Consider the following 15,113-nt stretch of genomic DNA (forward strand, 5'->3'; position numbering starts at 1 on the left):
GTTTCAGGTTCCGAACGAGCGTTTTAAGCTATGACTGCTTCGCGTAGAGGCGGTCGTGAGCCAGCATGCCGGCAATCATGGCGCAGACGAAAAGAACGACTGGCATCAGCCCAAGGCCGACAGCGGAGAGTGCCGGGCCGGGGCAGAAGCCGGCAAGCCCCCAACCGATGCCGAAAATCGCCGAGCCGGTTATCAGCGGCCCGTCGATGCGGGTCTTTGCTGGAAGGCGGAAATCGTCGGCGAGAACGGGCTTGGCGAGACGTCTGCTGAGCAGCACGCCCGGCGCCGCGACCATAATGGCACCGCCAAGAACGAACATCAGGCTCGGGTCCCAATGGCCGCTTGCGATGTCGAGAAAGCCGGAAACACGCGCCGGATCGACCATGCCCGACAGCGAAAGGCCGAATCCGAACAACGCTCCTGCAAGCAATGCAAGTGCAATACGCGCTACGGCCGGATTTTTCATGACAGGGCTCCCGCTATCGTCGCAGTAAAGATGCCGGCGATCAGGAAGGTGGCGGTTGCGGCTATCGAGCGCCGGGAAAACCGCGCCAGCCCCATGATGCCATGGCCGGAGGTGCAGCCGGAGCCCAGGCGTGTGCCAAAACCCACCAGCAGACCGGCAATCAGGATGAGGGGCCAAGGGGCAGCGACGGTGATTGCGGGTAGCCGGCCGAATGCTGCGGCATGGATATAAGGTCCCGCCAGCAAGCCGGCGATGAAAGCGAGATCGGCAAGACGCCGCTCCCTGCCAAGAGTTCTGCCGATGATCCCGCTGATACCGGCAATGCGGCCGTTAAAGACAAACAGGAGAACGCAGGCGAGGCCGAGCAACATGCCGCCGAAAAGAGAAGACCAGTAGGGGCTCACGCGGTCTCCTCCTCCGGCGCGCAGAATATGGTGTAAAGCGCCTCGATCAGCTGCGCCGCTTTCGCTTCGCTCAGCTGGTAGAAAATTTGCTTGGCGTCACGCCGGGTTTCAACCACACCGGCTTCCCGCAGGACGCCCAGCTGCTGGGAGAGTGTAGGCTGGCGAATATCCAGCCTGGCTTCCAGCTCTCCCACGGAGAACTCTCCCTGCGCCAGCGTGCAGGCCAGCATCAGCCGCGCAGGGTGGGCAAGGGTCTTCAAAAGCAGTGCGACTTCCACGGCCCGTTCCTCCATGGCGGGAAGGGGAATGTCAGGAGTATGAAGGGGCTTTCCGAGCGTCTTTCCTTTTACCATGTGCTGCCCTCCAGCACATCAAGAGGGAATTTCAGGTAACGCCTGCCATTTGCCTCCGGCTCCGGCAGTCGTCCGCCGCGAATATTGACCTGCAGGGCATGGAGGATGAGCTTTGGCATCGGCAAGGTCCGATCCCGCGTTTCCCTGAGGTGGATGAAGCTTTCCTCCGTCATGCCGACCAGATGTGGATTGCTGCGTTTCTGTTCGCCCACAGTACTTTCCCATTTCGGCGCGCGGCCGCCGGGCTGATAATCATGGCCGGTGAACAGCCGTGTTTCGTCCGGAAGGGCGAGAATGTCCTGAATGGACGCCCAGAGTTCTCTGGCGCTGCCACCGGGAAAATCAGCCCGCGCTGTGCCTGAATCCGGCATAAAAAGCGTATCGTGCACGAAGGCGGCATCTCCCACCACATAGGTTACGGAGGCGAGCGTATGGCCGGGCGAAAACAGCACGCGCGCTTCAAGCGAACCGATATTGAACCTGTCGCCCGCCTCGAACAGCCTGTCCCATTGCGAACCATCGGTTTCAAGGTCCGGCCAATTGTATTTTTCCTGCCAGAGCCGCTGTACGCCGGTGATCTTCGCGCCGATGGCTGTCTGCGCACCGGTCTTCTGCTTCAGGTAATGGGCGGCGGAGAAATGGTCGGCATGCGGATGAGTATCGAGAATCCATTCCACCGACAGGCCTTCGCTTTCCACATGGTTCAGAATGGCGTCGGCATTCATCGTTCCGGTTGCGCCGGATTTCTCATCGAAATCATAGACCGGATCGATAATGGCGCAGCGTTTGGTCACTGGATCGGAAACGACATATTGCACGCTCCAGGTGCGCGGATCAAAGAATGCCTTGACGTGCGGAACCGCTGCCGCGCGTCGCTCCAGCCAGCGGGTGGCGCCGGAAAGATCAAAAGCCATGCGCCTTGCCAAAAGCCTCGATGTCGCCACGTTCCATGCGTCCGTCGAGCGCTTCCCCGAGCACATGAAGCGTGAGCGCACGGGTGCCACCCTTGCAATGGGCAAAAACGGGGCCTGCCGCTTCCGCCATTTTCTGTTGAAAGGCGCGGATATCGGCCTCAGTGATGGCAGGGCCGGTGACCGGGATGAAGCCATAGTCCATGCCTGCCGCCCCGGCGGCGCTTCTTTCCTGCTCATTGCCCGGTTGGCTCGGCTCTTCGCCATCCGGCCGGGCATTGATGACGCTTTTATAACCCTGCGCGGAGAGCGATTGGAAATCGGCGGTCATCGGCTGCCCCGCAACGGTCAAGCGCTCGTTGATCTTAACGACTTTCATCGACATCTCCTGTGGCAACAACTCAATATATATTATTGTATAATGTATATTGATCGATGGCAAGAGTGCGAGGTACCTTCTCAGCTATCTGCGGCTTGTGGCGTGTTAGCGGAACATCCCCTGCGCCCGGGTGGCAGGGCGCAAGGCATGTTTGCGGCATCGATTAGGATTCACACTGGCCTCAGACGGCAAGCCTGCTGCGCGTCGCCTTCCAGCCGAGACAGATCGCTCCTACAAGCAGGACCGTCTGGGCGATCAGGAAGGGTGGTTCGTTGCCGTTCGGCGCCAGCTTGTTGAGCGTTTCGACCTTGAGAAAGGCCTGCACAATCAGGACGAACATGTTGAGATAGAGGCTCATCGTGGCGGTGATCGTATAAATGATGCGCGCCCTGCCATTCAGACCGTATCCGTAAAGCGCGACAAGTGCGATTGCCAGAACGAGGGTCGATATGACGCCGACACCGAGTGCCGGTGTGAAATTTCCGATTGGGAACAGGAAGCCGGTGAGCGTGGTGGCAAGCGTGGTGACGAGGAATAGCGCCATCATGCGGGGCATCCATCGCCCTGCCGCATAAGCGGGCAGGGCGATCAGTCCGGTAGCAATGCCGATGAAGCTCAAGCCCACATGCAGCGCTGTGAATTGGGGAATGGTCAGTCCGAGGATCATGATACGTGCCCCTCTATTCGGGTTTGGCTGCACGATACCGGCTGGCGGCAAGTGCATGGGAGAGATTGGGCCGCAGGGCTGCACGCGCGGCAAGGAAATTTTCAAGATCGGCAGTGTCCGGCAGGGAGGGAATGGTCAGCGCTTCGCCAAGGTCGAGACCGGCAAGGGCAGCATCCACCATGTCATTGACATCCATGACCATCGCGGCCGGAATGGCATCGAGCCGTTCTTCCTCCCAGATGGCCGTGCGGGTGATACCTGGCAGGACAGCCTGAACCCGCACGCCAGAGGGTGAAAGCTGTGCCTGCAGCGCCTCGGTAAAAGCGAGCACGAAAGCCTTGGTGGCCGGGTAGACGGCGGTGAATGCTGCCGGCATCAGTGCTGTAACTGATGTGATGTTGATGATCGTGCCATTTCCGTCGGCGGCAAGGCGCGGCGCGATGGCCGCCGCAAGCCGTGTGACGGCGAGAACGTTGAGGTTGATCATCGTCGTCACATAGGCCGGGTCCAGCGCCGTGATCGCGCCTTCGCCAGCGATACCGGCATTGTTGACGAGGCCGGTAATCCGCCGGTCCTCACGCAGCCGCGCCTCGACCTTTTCGAGATCTTCCGCCCTGGAAAGATCGGCGGAGAGAACCTCGACGGCGATGTGATGATCCTTTTCCAGCTGCGCGGCCAATGCCTTCAGCTTCTCGTCGCGTCGCGCCACCAGAATGAGATCGTGGCCGCGTTTTGCCAGACGTTCGGCATAAACCGCGCCGATGCCGTCGGATGCGCCGGTGATGAGAAATGTATTCTGTGTCATGTCCGTGTCTCCTGTATCCGGTGGTTTCAGCCGTTGATGAAGGCGAGCAGGTCGGCGTTGAACCGGTCCTGATGGGTCTGTGTCAGGCCGTGATCGGCTCCCTGATAGATTTTGAGCACCGCATGTTTGACGATCTTGACCGTGGAAAGCGCGGAAGCGCCGACCGGCACGATCTGGTCGTCATCGCCGTGCAGAACCAGCGTCGGCTTGTCGAAAGCTTTCAGGTCCTGATGGAAATCGCTTTCCGAAAAGGCGCGGATACTGTCGAGCTGACCTTTCAGGCCGCCCATCATGCCCTGCCGCCAGAACTCATCACGGATACCTTCGGATATGACGGCGCCTTCGCGGTTGTAGCCGTAGAAGGGAATGGTCAGATCCTTGAAGAACTGGCTGCGATTGTCATAGGTGCCCTTACGGATGCCGTCGAAAACATCGATTGGCAGACCGATGGCGTTGCTTTCCGTCTTCAGCATCAGCGGCGGCACCGCGCCGATGAGAGCGATCTTGGCAACGCGGGCGGTGCCGTGGCGGCCGATGTAACGTGTCACCTCGCCGCCACCGGTGGAATGGCCAACCAGAATGATGTCGTGAAGATCGAGTTGTTCGATCAACTCGGCCAGATCGTCGGCATATTGATCCATGGTGTTGTCATGCCAAACCTGATCGGAGCGGCCGTGGCTGCGGCGGTCATGGGCGATGGTGCGCAAACCGTTATTGGCGAAGAACACCATCTGCGCGTCCCAGGCGTCGGCGCTGAGCGGCCAGCCGTGGGAGAAGATGATGGGCTGGCCGTCTTTCGGGCCCCAGTCCTTGTAGAAGATGTGCGTTCCGTCTCTGGTGGTGATCGTTGTCATGGCTCTCTCTCCTGTTGCAGGGAGCTTGCTTGCGTCCCGTGGGAATAGAGATACTCTTGACGCAGCCGGGGCTGGATTGGCGCTTCTGACAGAAAGCGAGCCGAAACTGACAAAACGGGGGTTGGGCATGGCGGGTGTAACGGGAAGCGCGCTGGAAGTGGGGCTGGTCCTCTATCGGGACTGCCAGATCGCCATGGTGCATGGCATCACCGATCTTTTCGCCATCGCGTCGGTATTTTCACAGGATCGCGGCGGGCCTAAATTGCGGGTCAGCCATTGGAGCATGGGCGAAGGCGGTGAGTTTTCCCGCTCCTATGACACGGAACCCGGCAGGCCGGGGCATCCCGATATCTTCGTTGTGCCCGGCCGGTTGACCGGGCCGGCTGAAATCGAGGAAGCCGAGCCTTACGCCCGCTGGCTGCTGAACCGGCACGCCCAGGGCGCGACGCTGGCTGCCAGTTGCGGCGGGTCGTTCATGCTCGCGGCCACCGGGCTTCTGGCTGGCCGCCCGGCGACGACCCACTGGTTGTTTGCGGAGCGTTTTCGGGACCGATTTCCCGATGTCCGGCTGGAGATAGACAAGATCGTCATCGAGGACGGCGATATCATCACAGCCGGCGGGTTGATGGCGTGGACCGATCTTGGTCTGCGCATCGTCGACCGGCTGCTCGGCCCTTCCGTGATGATCGAGACCGGCAAGTTTCTGCTGATCGACCCGTCAGGACGGGAACAGCGTCATTATAGTAGTTTCGCCCCAAGGCTGACGCATGGCGATGAGCCGATCCTGAAGGTGCAGCACTGGTTGCAGGCCCGTGCCGGGCGGGCGACAAGCGTTACCGACATGGCCGGCCATGCCGGGCTGGAGGAGCGAACCTTTCTGCGCCGCTTCAAGGTGGCGACCGGCATGAAGCCCATCGAATATGTCCAGCACCTGCGGGTCGGCAAGGCGCGTGAATTGCTGGAATTCACCCGCCGTTCGGTCGATCAGATCGCTTGGTCGGTGGGTTATGAGGATGCTGCCGCCTTTCGCCGGGTGTTTCACCGCATTCTCGGCCTCTCACCGGGAGAGTATAGAAGCCGCTTTTCCAGCGGTTCGGCCATGGTTGCTGCCTGAGGTTGATCCAATGGGGGTGGTGGTACCCGGCACTTGCAATGTGGCCGGGGTTTGCTAACATGCCAGACAAGTTTAAAACAGGTGGACCGAAATGGACGTCGAGAGCAGCGCCAAGCAAGTATCGCTTGCGGCGAAAATCAGTTCGGCCTTGCGACGGGACCTGGCGGAGGGGGTGTTCCGCCCGGGTGACCGGCTTCCGAGTGAAAGCGAATTGACGCGGGAATATTCCGTCAGCCGAACGGTTGTGCGCGAGGCCATCGCCATTCTTCGTGCCGATGGCCTTGTTGAAGCACGCAAGGGCGCAGGGGTCTTTGCTGTCGAAGCCAAGCCGGCAAAGGAACTGCCTTTTAACGATCTCGCCGTGGGTCGCATTTCCTCGGTTATCGAACTCCTGGAACTGCGGACTGTGTTCGAAGTGGAATCCGCCGGGCTGGCGGCCTCGCGCCGTTCCGCCGTGCAGGTGGAATCGATCGTGGATGCGCATCGGCGTGTCGGTGACTGTCTCGCCGCCGGGCTACCAACGCGGGACGCCGATTTCGAATTCCATCTCGCCATCGCGCAGGCCACGCAGAACAGGCGGTTTCCGGAGTTTCTTCAACTCATTCGGTCCGGTATCATTCCCCGCGGCGAATTGCAGGGTGCCGCGCCGGGGTCGCGCCCCAAGGATTACAACCTCCACCTGCAAGAGGAGCACGGCAAGATCGTCGATGCCATTATCGAGGGAGACGCCGATGCCGCGCGCCAATATATGGCCTCGCATCTGCGCGGCAGTCTCGAGCGTTACAAGGTGCTCCTGCGGTCCCGCACCGTGGCTGAGTAGGGCGGAAATAGCTGATATGGCAATGAATTATGCGTTGGCCCGTCGGTAAAACGCCAGGGAAGCAGCAAGCGTCAACAGCGCGCCGCCGCAGATGCGGTCGAGCCATAATGCTCCGGACTTGCGCAATATCCTGACCGCCTGCGCGCCGAACAGGGCGTATGCGAACATCACGATGAAATCGATGCCGGCGAAGATCAGCGCAAGTACGGTATATTGCTGAGTCTGCGGCGCGGCGACATCGATGAATTGCGGCAGGAAGGCCGAAAAAAACAGGTATCCCTTAGGATTGGTCACGGCGACGAGAAAGCTCTTCAGGAAGATCGAGCGCGCCGATGCGGCCCTGTTTGCCTCTGCAGAGCCGCGAGCGCCGTCAAGCGTCCCTCTTGAACGCAGAAGCATGATGCCAAGGTAAACAAGGTAGCAGACCCCCGCCCACTTGACGACACCGAACCAGAACTCCGAGGCGGCCATAAGGGCCCCCAGTCCCAGTGCAACCGCGCCGATCAGGACGAAATCCGAAAGGACGGCACCAACCATGCCGATCATCGCGCGACGCACGCCGAATTTCGAACCATTGGCAAGCGCCAGCAAGACGGTGGGGCCGGGTGTTGCAATGCCGATAAAGGCGACCATGGCAAAGGCCAGGAGCGTCACGTCGATCATATTTTCCTCCCCCGAGGCAGCAGACACGAGCGGTCAAATCGCCACGAATTTCCATGTCAGCCTTCTGTGGGCAGGGAGAATACAGCGTTTTGCGGTTGTGGCAATGTGGGCTTCTTTAGGGAAAGAAGAACGCCGCAACCGCCGCCTGGGCAACGCTGTCCCTGTATACCCCCGCGCTTGCCGATATCGATTTTGGCGTCGGATGCTTGACAGCCCGCAACACCTGTGACAACTTTACCATAGTTGTCAGACAGGATGTGCTCCTTGCACGTTCGATGACTGGCAAGGGAGGAATCATGTCAAAAAGACGCCTTTCGCTTTATGGCTTGTCCGGCCAGATCGGAAGTATTGCGGTCACGCTGCTTGGATTGCTGCTGCTGACCTTTTTCATTGGCCGCCTGATGCCCGCCGACCCAGTGCGGGCCATTGTCGGTGAGGATGCGACCCGCGAAACCTATGAACAGGTCTATCACGCGCTCGGCTTTGACCGCCCGCTGTGGCAGCAGTTCGTCTATTATCTCGGAGATGTCTTCACCGGCAATTTCGGAACGTCGATCCGCACGGGCCGCCCCGTCATCGAGGACATCATAAGCGTGATGCCGGCGACGATCGAGCTTGCGACCTTCGCCATCCTGATCGGTGCCGGTCTCGGCATCCCCATGGGCGTTTACGCCGCCGTGAAGAAAGACCGCTGGCAGGATCATCTTGTGCGCGTTCTCAGCCTGTTCGGCCATTCCATGCCGATCTTCTGGACCGGCATGATCGCGCTGATCGTTTTTTACGCCCATCTCGGCCTCGTTGGCGGCGGTGGCCGCATGGACCAGTTCTATATCGGTCTGGTGGAGGAGCGGACGGGCTTTCTGCTGATCGACAGCCTGCTTGCGGGTGACATGGAGGTCTTCCGGTCGGCCATCAACCACCTCATCCTGCCAGCTGCCCTGCTGGGCTATTCCTCCTCTGCCTATATCACCCGCATGACGCGCAGCTTCATGCTGGATCAGCTGGGGCAGGAATATGTGACGACCGCGCGTGTCAAAGGCCTGTCGCAACGGCAGACGGTGTGGCTGCATGCTTTTGGCAATATTCGCGTGCAGCTGGTCACCATCATCGCGCTGGCTTACGGTTCGCTGCTGGAAGGAGCGGTCCTCATTGAGACCGTCTTCGCCTGGCCGGGTTTCGGGCAATATCTCACCAGCAATCTTATCATCGGCGACATGAATGCCGTGATGACCTGTGTACTGATCGTCGGCGTCATCTTTATCGGGCTCAATCTCCTGTCCGACATTCTCTACCGCTTTTTCGATCCGAGGACCCGCTGATGACGGCCCGTGCTGAAACTTCCTTCCGTCTTCCGGTGCCGCTGAACGCGCTGAAGAACATTATCGTCTTCCTCCTCAAAAGCCCGACATCGGCTTTCGGCCTGCTGATCTTGCTGCTGCTCGTCATCTCGGCGATTTTTGCGCCCTGGCTCGCGACGCATGATCCTTACGCACAGAATCTCGCCAACACGCTGCAGCCCCCGGGCAACGGCCATGTCTTCGGGACGGATGAGCTGGGGCGCGATATCTATAGCCGTCTTCTCTGGGGCGCTCGCATCACGCTCACCATCATCACGCTGGTATCGATCATCGTCGGTCCCGTCGGCCTTCTGGTCGGTACGGCATCCGGTTATCTCGGCGGCAAGTTCGATACGGTGATGATGCGCATAACGGATATCTTCCTGTCTTTCCCTAGCCTCATCCTGTCGCTCGCCTTCGTCGCAGCACTGGGTCCGAGCCTTAATAACGCGATCATTGCAATTGCGCTCACCTCATGGCCGCCGATTGCGCGTCTTGCCCGCGCTGAAGCCATGACCTTTCGCAAGGCGGATTACATTGCCGCTGCAAGGCTTCAGGGCGCGTCGCCGCTGCGCATCATCGTCAAGTCGATCATGCCCATGTGTCTCCCCTCGGTTCTCATCAGACTGACGCTGAACATGGCAACCGTCATTCTGACCGCCGCAGGTCTGGGCTTTCTTGGCCTCGGCGCGCAGCCGCCGCTGCCGGAATGGGGAGCGATGATCGCCACCGGCCGGCGTTACATGCTGGATAGCTGGTGGCTGGTGACCTTTCCCGGCATTGCGATCCTGTCTGTCAGTCTCGCTTTCAACCTCCTCGGTGACGGGCTGCGGGATGCGCTCGATCCGAAGCAGATGAACCGGAGATAGAAACATGGAAAAACCAATCCTTGATGTTGAAAATCTCCGTATCCGTTATGGTGGCTCACCCACCGAGGCGGTGCGCGGCATCTCCTTCACGCTCGGTCGGGAGCGGCTCGGCATTGTCGGTGAAAGCGGTTCGGGAAAATCCACAGTCGGACGCGCTCTGTTGCGCCTCCTGCCTTCGGCAACGATCACCGCTGACAAGCTGGCTTTCGACGGGCTCGATCTTCTCTCCCTCGATGAGAAGGAGATGCTGAAGGTTCGCGGCCGGCGCATGTCGATGATCCTTCAGGATCCGAAATTCTCCCTCAACCCCATCCGTCGCGTCGGCGATCAGGTGACGGAGACCTATCTGCGCCACTTCAGGGCATCAAAAGCCGAGGCACGGGAAAAGGCGCTGGCGATGCTGGATGCGGTGAAGATCCGCGATGCCTCACGTGTCTACGAGCAATACCCGCACGAAATCTCCGGTGGCATGGGTCAGCGCGTGATGATCGCCATGATGCTGCTTGCCGATCCCGATCTCGTCATCGCTGACGAACCAACTTCGGCGCTTGATGTGACGGTGCGGTTGCAGGTGCTGAACATTCTCGACGGTCTGGTGCGCGATCGCGGCATCGGCCTCATCATGATCAGCCACGATCTCAACCTTGTGCGCAATTTCTGCGACCGGGTGCTGATCATGTATTCAGGCCGCGTGGTGGAAACGCTGGCCGCCCGCGATCTCGATCAGGCGCAGCATCCCTATACGCGCGGCCTTCTGGCGGCACAGCCGCGTATCGGCGGTGCGCGCGCACCGCTTGCGGTGCTGGACCGCCGCCCTGAATGGCTGGAGGAGAATGCATAATGGCCGTTTCTGTCGAAACCCGCGATCTTTCCATCACTTTCGGCAGCGGCAACACTTCACTGAAAGTGCTGCCTTCGGTGTCGTTCCGTGTCGAGCCTGGCGAATGTTTCGGGCTGGTCGGTGAAAGCGGTTCGGGCAAGTCCACCGTGTTGCGCTGCGTCTCAATGCTCAACGATTTCTGGACTGGCGATATCCTCATCGACGGCAGATCGGTGCGAGACGTGCCGCTGATCGAGCGCTGCCGTATGTTGCAGATGGTGTTTCAGGACCCCTATGGCTCTCTGCATCCCCGCCAGTCGGTGCGCACCGTGCTTGGTGAATCGCTTGCGATCCACAAGCACGGCGACCGCGAGGAGCGCATGCGCAAGGTCATCACTGATGTCGGCCTGCCGGTGTCTTTCCTCGACCGTTTCCCGCACCAACTCTCCGGCGGCCAACGGCAGCGCGTGGCGATTGCGAGGGCGCTGATCCTGGAACCGTCGCTGCTGCTTCTCGATGAGCCGACCTCGGCGCTCGATGTCTCGGTCCAGGCGGAAATCCTCAACCTCTTGCAGCGGCTGCGGGAAGAGCGCGGTTTCACCTATATCATGGTGACCCATGATCTCGCCGTGGTCGATCACATGTGCGATCGCTTCGCCGTGATGCTGCGTGGCGAAATAACCGAAATCCTGCCGCGCGAGGCCATTGCTGGCAACGATGCAACGCATCCTTATGCGCGCGAACTGATCGGCGCCTCACTGGAATATGAAGGCGCGTGACGACTCCAAGAACGTGACCGTCCTCCTTCCGGGGCGCCACGGATGATAACAGCCTCCTTCCTTGCCCGGCCTCCCCGCCGGGCATTTTTTTGGGGGAGGCAGGCCGAAGATAGAAAAGACCGGTGGTAATCGGGCCTCGGGCTGCTGACAAACGGAGCCTCTCCGCCGTCATGCCGGACTGGATCCGGCATCCAGCCACGGCGCCGCAAGAGGAGTCTTACGCGATCAAGGACTTGATCGCGCTGGACCCGAGATCTAGTCCGGGGTGACGGAGTGCGGATGCCTCACTTTTGGGGAATATTTCGGCTTTGTAAGGCCTCGTCGGCAGCAAAAAAAAGCGCGGGGTTAGCCGCGCCTTTTCTTACTCGCAGATATGGCGGCCGGTTATCGCTCCTTGCTCACCACTTCAAACCTCGAGAGCCAGGGGCTGACGATCATGCCCTTGACGTCGCTGCGGAAGGCTGCGGTGTCGACCACTTCGGAGAAGGGCTGAATGGACATGACGATTTCATCCATATAACCCTGCAGGTCTTCATAAAGCTTCGTCTGTTTTGCCGCATCGCGCTCGACAAGCGCTTCCTCGATCATCTTGTTCAGCTTTTCGTCGAAGAAGCTGGTGCGCCAGCTCTGGTAATTGGTGAGCTTGGCGTCATCCGCATTATTGGGGTTGTAGGCAATCGAGCGCAGGTTGTTGTCCGGGTGCGGCTGCTGGCCGCCGCCACCGCGGCCGAGCAGCAATTCGAAGTTGCGCTCGCGCATCGCACCATAGATCTGGTCGCCGGAGCCGCTGATCAGCTCGGCCTGAATGCCTGCCTGGGCGAGCGTGTTCTGGATCGCCGTTGCGGCTTTCATGAACGGGTCTTCCGAAAGCACGCGCAGCGTTGTCTTGAACCCATCAGGATAACCGGCCTCGGCCAGAAGCGCCTTGGCTTTTTCAATATCGAGCTTGTAGCCCTGGTCCGGCAGCGCACCCATGACGCCGGTGCTGAGGGAGCGCTGATGCAGCTTGCCGTAATAGGGCATGACCGCCTTGTCGAGACCATCGTAATCAATCAGGTAACGCAGGGCCTCCCGCACCTTCTTGTTCGCGAATTTCTCGTCCTTCATCGAAACGCTGAGGTAATAGAAACCGGAGCCCGGCGTGGATTCGATGGTGACGGCCTTGTCGGCCTCAAGTGATTTCAGATCCGGAGCCTGCAGGGAATAGGCAACGTCGATATCGCCCTTTTCCAGCATGAGCCGCTGCGACTGCGATTCCGGCAGATGGCGCATCAGGATACGCTTCATCTTGGCCTTTTCACCCCAGTAATCGTCGTTGCGGGTGAGGATGATATATTCGTTGGATTTCCACTGGGTCAGCTTGAAGGGGCCGGAGCCGGCGGAATTCAGCGTCAGCCATGCGCCGCCGAGATCGCCATCCTTCTCATTCTCAAGCGCGGTCTGGCTGTCGATGATCGAGCCGGGACCGTTCTGGGCAAGGATCATCAGGAGAAGGTTGGGATCGTCGGGCTTGGGGATATTCAGCACGAAGATCTGATCGCTTTCGGCAACGAAAAGCTTGTCGGCCTCTTCGAGCTTGAAACCGCGGGTTTTCAGAAAGGATGATTGCGCCAGATTGCGGGCGAGCAGCCGTTTGAGGCTCCATGCCACATCCTTTGCCGTCACGGCATTGCCGGAAGCGAACTTGGCATCGGCACGCAGATGGAAACGGATCGACTTCCGGTCTTCGGCTATTTCCCAGCGTTCGGCAAGGCGCGGCTGGACGCTGCGGTCCTCAGGCGAAAGCACGATCAGGGTGTCATAGATATTGTTCAGAACCTGCACGGTCTCGCGGCCGGTGATGGCGGCGGGGTCGAGTGTGAGGATATTGCTCATGGTCGTGGCGACAATAAGCTGGTCCTTTGGCGTCTCGGCAAAAGTGCTGAGCGGCATGGCGCCGATCAGCAGGGCGCCAAGTGCTGCTGTTGCAAGAAAATGTTTCATCTTTCCTCCCAATACGGCCGCTTCATACGGCCTTCCACGTTTCGATCCACGTGCCCGGTTCCTCCTCGGGCGGCGTGTGATCAACCAAGAATATCTTTGACTGGCGTGGCCAGGGCCCGGCCGATCGCCGCTGTCGCCGGCGCGTCCAGATGCACGCCGTCCACCGGCGAAGCACTGGCGACCGAACCGGCGTCGAAGAAGTGATGTCCGAGTTCGGTAGCGAGTTTTTGGTAAAGCGGTGCAAGCCTGAGCGATTGCCCGACGTCCCGCCCTCCCGCCGGTTCTCCACCGGGGCCTGCAACGCAGGGCGGTGGGGCAACGATCAGCAGTTTCGGTACCGCTTCTCGCGGCTTGTAGATGAAGGTCTCGACGATCTGCGCTAACCGGCGCATGCCGGAAACGGCGGCTTCCGCGCGTCCGCCATGCACCGGTTTGATGTCGTTGGTGCCGAGCATGATTATGACGAGGTCAAGCGGCATATGGCACGAGAGCGCTATTTCCAGCGCCCGCGCGCCGTTGCGGCAGGCCGGACCGGCGTGGTCGTCGTAGCAGGTGGTTCGTCCGCCAAGACCTTCGGGGTAAACTTTCGCCATGCCGGCAAGCTCGGTTTCCAGAACCTCCGGCCAGCGATATGCGGCGGGGTGCCTGAGGCCCGTTGCCGGGTCCGCGCCCCAGGTGAGGCTGTCTCCAAAGGCGAGCACCGTTTTCATCGCCCGTTACCTCACCCGGTTGTTGTCGATGAAGGTAAAATCGATGTCCTCGCCAAGGCCCGGCCGGTCGGGAACGTGGACAAAGCCATCCCGGTCCATCGGATCGGACAGAGACTTCAGATAGTCGTGGCCGTCATCATATTCGAGGAAGGGATGTAGCAGGCCACGCTCATACCAGCGGCAGTTCTTGGTGGCGGCAACCACATGCAGGTTCATGGCGGTATTTCCATGCACTTCGCACTCCATACCGAAGGCTTCGGCCAGATGCATCGTCTTCAGCGCCGGTGTGATGCCCCCGACATCGTTGACGCCGGTGCGCAGAATGTCGCAGGCGCCGGCCTTGATCCATTCGGCACGGTGCCAGTGTTTGCCGGCCGCACTTTCCGGGCCGACGACCGGAATATCGAGATTGTCGGAAAGCCACCTGTAGGAGGACAGCGACTGTTCATCCATCGGCTCCTCGATCCAGTCGAAACCGAGTTTTTCGAGGCCGCGGCCCAGCGCCAGCGCATCGGTGCGGGAGTACCAGTGGAAGGCGTCAATCATCAGGCGGATATCGGGGCCGACCGCCTCGCGCACGGCCGCGCAGGCCTTGAGGTCCATCTTCACATCCGGCGCCCAGCTGACGGGCGGCATCCACGTGTGCAGCTTGATGCCCTTGTAGCCGCGCTTCACCAGTGTCTCGGCAAAGCGGCCGTAGTCGTCCGGTGTCGCCAGCCCGCCTTCCAGTTCGTCACCGCACATGATGGAGCCATAGGCGAGCACCTTGTCGCGATAACCGCCGATCAACTTGTATACAGGTTGATTGAGGGAGCGGCCGGCAAGGTCCCATAGCGCGCAGTCAACCACCGCCAGCGTGCGGTCAGTCAGTTGGGCGGCCGAACCGCGCTGCCAGTGGGCAAGGTCCTGCCACAGCCGTTCGCGGTCTCGATGGTCCTCACCGACCAGGACTTTCTTGACGAATTTTTCGATGACATGCGGGCGAACGATCTCTGGCGCGGTAAAAGAATGGCCCTCGTGGCCGTCCTCTGTCCGGATCGTCAGCATGGCCTGTTCCACCTGATGCGCCGGACCCGGATGCGCGTGGCCGGCACTGTCCGAGTGCCGACGGGTCGTCGTGCGGAAAACACGGACCTCGACGTCGGTAATGATCATAATTCCTCCCTCATGCAGGTGTCT

At 60.3% G+C, this 15,113-nt stretch carries 16 protein-coding genes and 1 pseudogene; 6 read left to right on the forward strand and 11 right to left on the reverse strand.

Annotation, left to right across the window (positions count from 1 at the left end):
• Positions 1-28 precede the first annotated feature (28 nt).
• From WA845_RS10790 to WA845_RS10820, 7 genes and pseudogenes are all read right to left on the reverse strand, one after another.
• Positions 29-466: a YeeE/YedE family protein gene (locus WA845_RS10790; RefSeq protein ID WP_112553671.1), complete on the reverse strand. Its 438-nt coding sequence runs from the start codon at positions 464-466 to the stop codon at positions 29-31.
• Positions 463-870, reverse strand: coding sequence for a YeeE/YedE family protein (locus WA845_RS10795; protein WP_006698459.1), 408 nt, complete (start codon positions 868-870; stop codon positions 463-465). Before WA845_RS10795 ends, WA845_RS10790 begins: the two co-directional genes overlap by 4 nt.
• Entirely contained in the window at positions 867-1,223 is a 357-nt protein-coding gene (gene bigR / locus WA845_RS10800) for a sulfite-sensing transcriptional repressor BigR (RefSeq protein ID WP_107339452.1), read from the reverse strand. Before bigR ends, WA845_RS10795 begins: the two co-directional genes overlap by 4 nt.
• A pseudogene (gene blh, locus WA845_RS10805) lies at positions 1,217-2,513 on the reverse strand (bifunctional sulfur transferase/dioxygenase Blh). Before blh ends, bigR begins: the two are co-directional and overlap by 7 nt.
• Before the next feature lie 181 nt (positions 2,514-2,694).
• A complete protein-coding gene (locus WA845_RS10810) occupies positions 2,695-3,180 on the reverse strand; it encodes a hypothetical protein (protein WP_077985697.1) in 486 nt (161 codons plus the stop codon).
• Positions 3,181-3,193: 13 nt separating this feature from the next.
• Positions 3,194-3,985, reverse strand: a complete 792-nt coding sequence (locus tag WA845_RS10815; RefSeq protein ID WP_112553673.1) for an SDR family NAD(P)-dependent oxidoreductase — start codon at positions 3,983-3,985, stop codon at positions 3,194-3,196.
• 26 nt (positions 3,986-4,011) lie between these two features.
• Positions 4,012-4,839 carry an alpha/beta fold hydrolase gene (locus WA845_RS10820; RefSeq protein ID WP_112553675.1) on the reverse strand — a complete coding sequence of 276 codons (828 nt, stop codon included), beginning with the start codon at positions 4,837-4,839 and terminating at the stop codon, positions 4,012-4,014.
• A 127-nt stretch (positions 4,840-4,966) separates the two neighbouring features.
• Between WA845_RS10820 and WA845_RS10825 the strand changes: the two genes are divergently transcribed.
• Entirely contained in the window at positions 4,967-5,953 is a 987-nt protein-coding gene (locus WA845_RS10825; RefSeq protein ID WP_112553844.1) for a helix-turn-helix domain-containing protein, read from the forward strand.
• A gap of 91 nt (positions 5,954-6,044) precedes the next feature.
• Positions 6,045-6,773 (forward strand): FCD domain-containing protein, encoded by a 729-nt coding sequence (locus WA845_RS10830; RefSeq protein WP_112553677.1) that lies wholly within the window; start codon positions 6,045-6,047, stop codon positions 6,771-6,773.
• A gap of 27 nt (positions 6,774-6,800) precedes the next feature.
• Here WA845_RS10830 and WA845_RS10835 read toward each other — a convergent pair whose 3' ends face one another.
• Positions 6,801-7,436 (reverse strand): LysE family transporter, encoded by a 636-nt coding sequence (locus WA845_RS10835; RefSeq protein WP_112553679.1) that lies wholly within the window; start codon positions 7,434-7,436, stop codon positions 6,801-6,803.
• A gap of 296 nt (positions 7,437-7,732) precedes the next feature.
• Between WA845_RS10835 and WA845_RS10840 the strand changes: the two genes are divergently transcribed.
• The 4 genes from WA845_RS10840 to WA845_RS10855 are packed head-to-tail and all read left to right on the forward strand — an operon-like array spanning position 7,733 to position 11,241.
• Positions 7,733-8,755, forward strand: a complete 1,023-nt coding sequence (locus WA845_RS10840; RefSeq protein WP_004445514.1) for an ABC transporter permease — start codon at positions 7,733-7,735, stop codon at positions 8,753-8,755.
• Positions 8,755-9,642 carry an ABC transporter permease gene (locus WA845_RS10845; RefSeq protein WP_004445513.1) on the forward strand — a complete coding sequence of 296 codons (888 nt, stop codon included), beginning with the start codon at positions 8,755-8,757 and terminating at the stop codon, positions 9,640-9,642. The genes WA845_RS10840 and WA845_RS10845 overlap by 1 nt, the downstream gene beginning before the upstream one ends.
• 4 nt (positions 9,643-9,646) lie before the next feature.
• The gene (locus WA845_RS10850; RefSeq protein WP_004445510.1) at positions 9,647-10,483 is read left to right on the forward strand and encodes an ABC transporter ATP-binding protein; all 837 of its coding nucleotides are present in this window, start codon (positions 9,647-9,649) and stop codon (positions 10,481-10,483) included.
• Positions 10,483-11,241: an ABC transporter ATP-binding protein gene (locus WA845_RS10855; RefSeq protein WP_337322319.1), complete on the forward strand. Its 759-nt coding sequence runs from the start codon at positions 10,483-10,485 to the stop codon at positions 11,239-11,241. The genes WA845_RS10850 and WA845_RS10855 overlap by 1 nt, the downstream gene beginning before the upstream one ends.
• A 384-nt stretch (positions 11,242-11,625) precedes the next feature.
• Here the strand turns inward: WA845_RS10855 and WA845_RS10860 are convergent, their stop codons facing one another.
• From WA845_RS10860 to WA845_RS10870, 3 genes are all read right to left on the reverse strand, one after another.
• Complete coding sequence (locus WA845_RS10860; protein ID WP_004445506.1) at positions 11,626-13,224, reverse strand: ABC transporter substrate-binding protein; 1,599 nt, start codon at positions 13,222-13,224, stop codon at positions 11,626-11,628.
• A gap of 80 nt (positions 13,225-13,304) precedes the next feature.
• Complete coding sequence (locus tag WA845_RS10865) at positions 13,305-13,934, reverse strand: SGNH/GDSL hydrolase family protein (protein WP_004445505.1); 630 nt, start codon at positions 13,932-13,934, stop codon at positions 13,305-13,307.
• A 6-nt stretch (positions 13,935-13,940) separates the two neighbouring features.
• The gene (locus WA845_RS10870; protein ID WP_004445504.1) at positions 13,941-15,089 is read right to left on the reverse strand and encodes a mandelate racemase family protein; all 1,149 of its coding nucleotides are present in this window, start codon (positions 15,087-15,089) and stop codon (positions 13,941-13,943) included.
• Positions 15,090-15,113: the final 24 nt, after the last annotated feature.

This window comes from Agrobacterium sp. CMT1 (genome assembly GCF_037203725.1).
In the GTDB taxonomy this organism is placed as follows: domain Bacteria; phylum Pseudomonadota; class Alphaproteobacteria; order Rhizobiales; family Rhizobiaceae; genus Agrobacterium; species Agrobacterium pusense.

Excerpts from the sequence above, each read along its gene's own strand:
- WA845_RS10790 (WP_112553671.1), bottom strand. The coding sequence starts at position 466 with ATGAAAAATCCGGCCGTAGCGCGTATTGCACTTGCATTGCTTGCAGGA.
- bigR (WP_107339452.1), bottom strand. The coding sequence starts at position 1,223 with ATGGTAAAAGGAAAGACGCTCGGAAAGCCCCTTCATACTCCTGACATT.
- WA845_RS10810 (WP_077985697.1), bottom strand. The coding sequence starts at position 3,180 with ATGATCCTCGGACTGACCATTCCCCAATTCACAGCGCTGCATGTGGGC.
- WA845_RS10815 (WP_112553673.1), bottom strand. The coding sequence starts at position 3,985 with ATGACACAGAATACATTTCTCATCACCGGCGCATCCGACGGCATCGGC.
- WA845_RS10820 (WP_112553675.1), bottom strand. The coding sequence starts at position 4,839 with ATGACAACGATCACCACCAGAGACGGAACGCACATCTTCTACAAGGAC.
- WA845_RS10825 (WP_112553844.1), top strand. The coding sequence starts at position 4,967 with ATGGCGGGTGTAACGGGAAGCGCGCTGGAAGTGGGGCTGGTCCTCTAT.
- WA845_RS10830 (WP_112553677.1), top strand. The coding sequence starts at position 6,045 with ATGGACGTCGAGAGCAGCGCCAAGCAAGTATCGCTTGCGGCGAAAATC.
- WA845_RS10835 (WP_112553679.1), bottom strand. The coding sequence starts at position 7,436 with ATGATCGACGTGACGCTCCTGGCCTTTGCCATGGTCGCCTTTATCGGC.
- WA845_RS10840 (WP_004445514.1), top strand. The coding sequence starts at position 7,733 with ATGTCAAAAAGACGCCTTTCGCTTTATGGCTTGTCCGGCCAGATCGGA.
- WA845_RS10845 (WP_004445513.1), top strand. The coding sequence starts at position 8,755 with ATGACGGCCCGTGCTGAAACTTCCTTCCGTCTTCCGGTGCCGCTGAAC.
- WA845_RS10850 (WP_004445510.1), top strand. The coding sequence starts at position 9,647 with ATGGAAAAACCAATCCTTGATGTTGAAAATCTCCGTATCCGTTATGGT.
- WA845_RS10855 (WP_337322319.1), top strand. The coding sequence starts at position 10,483 with ATGGCCGTTTCTGTCGAAACCCGCGATCTTTCCATCACTTTCGGCAGC.
- WA845_RS10860 (WP_004445506.1), bottom strand. The coding sequence starts at position 13,224 with ATGAAACATTTTCTTGCAACAGCAGCACTTGGCGCCCTGCTGATCGGC.
- WA845_RS10865 (WP_004445505.1), bottom strand. The coding sequence starts at position 13,934 with ATGAAAACGGTGCTCGCCTTTGGAGACAGCCTCACCTGGGGCGCGGAC.
- WA845_RS10870 (WP_004445504.1), bottom strand. The coding sequence starts at position 15,089 with ATGATCATTACCGACGTCGAGGTCCGTGTTTTCCGCACGACGACCCGT.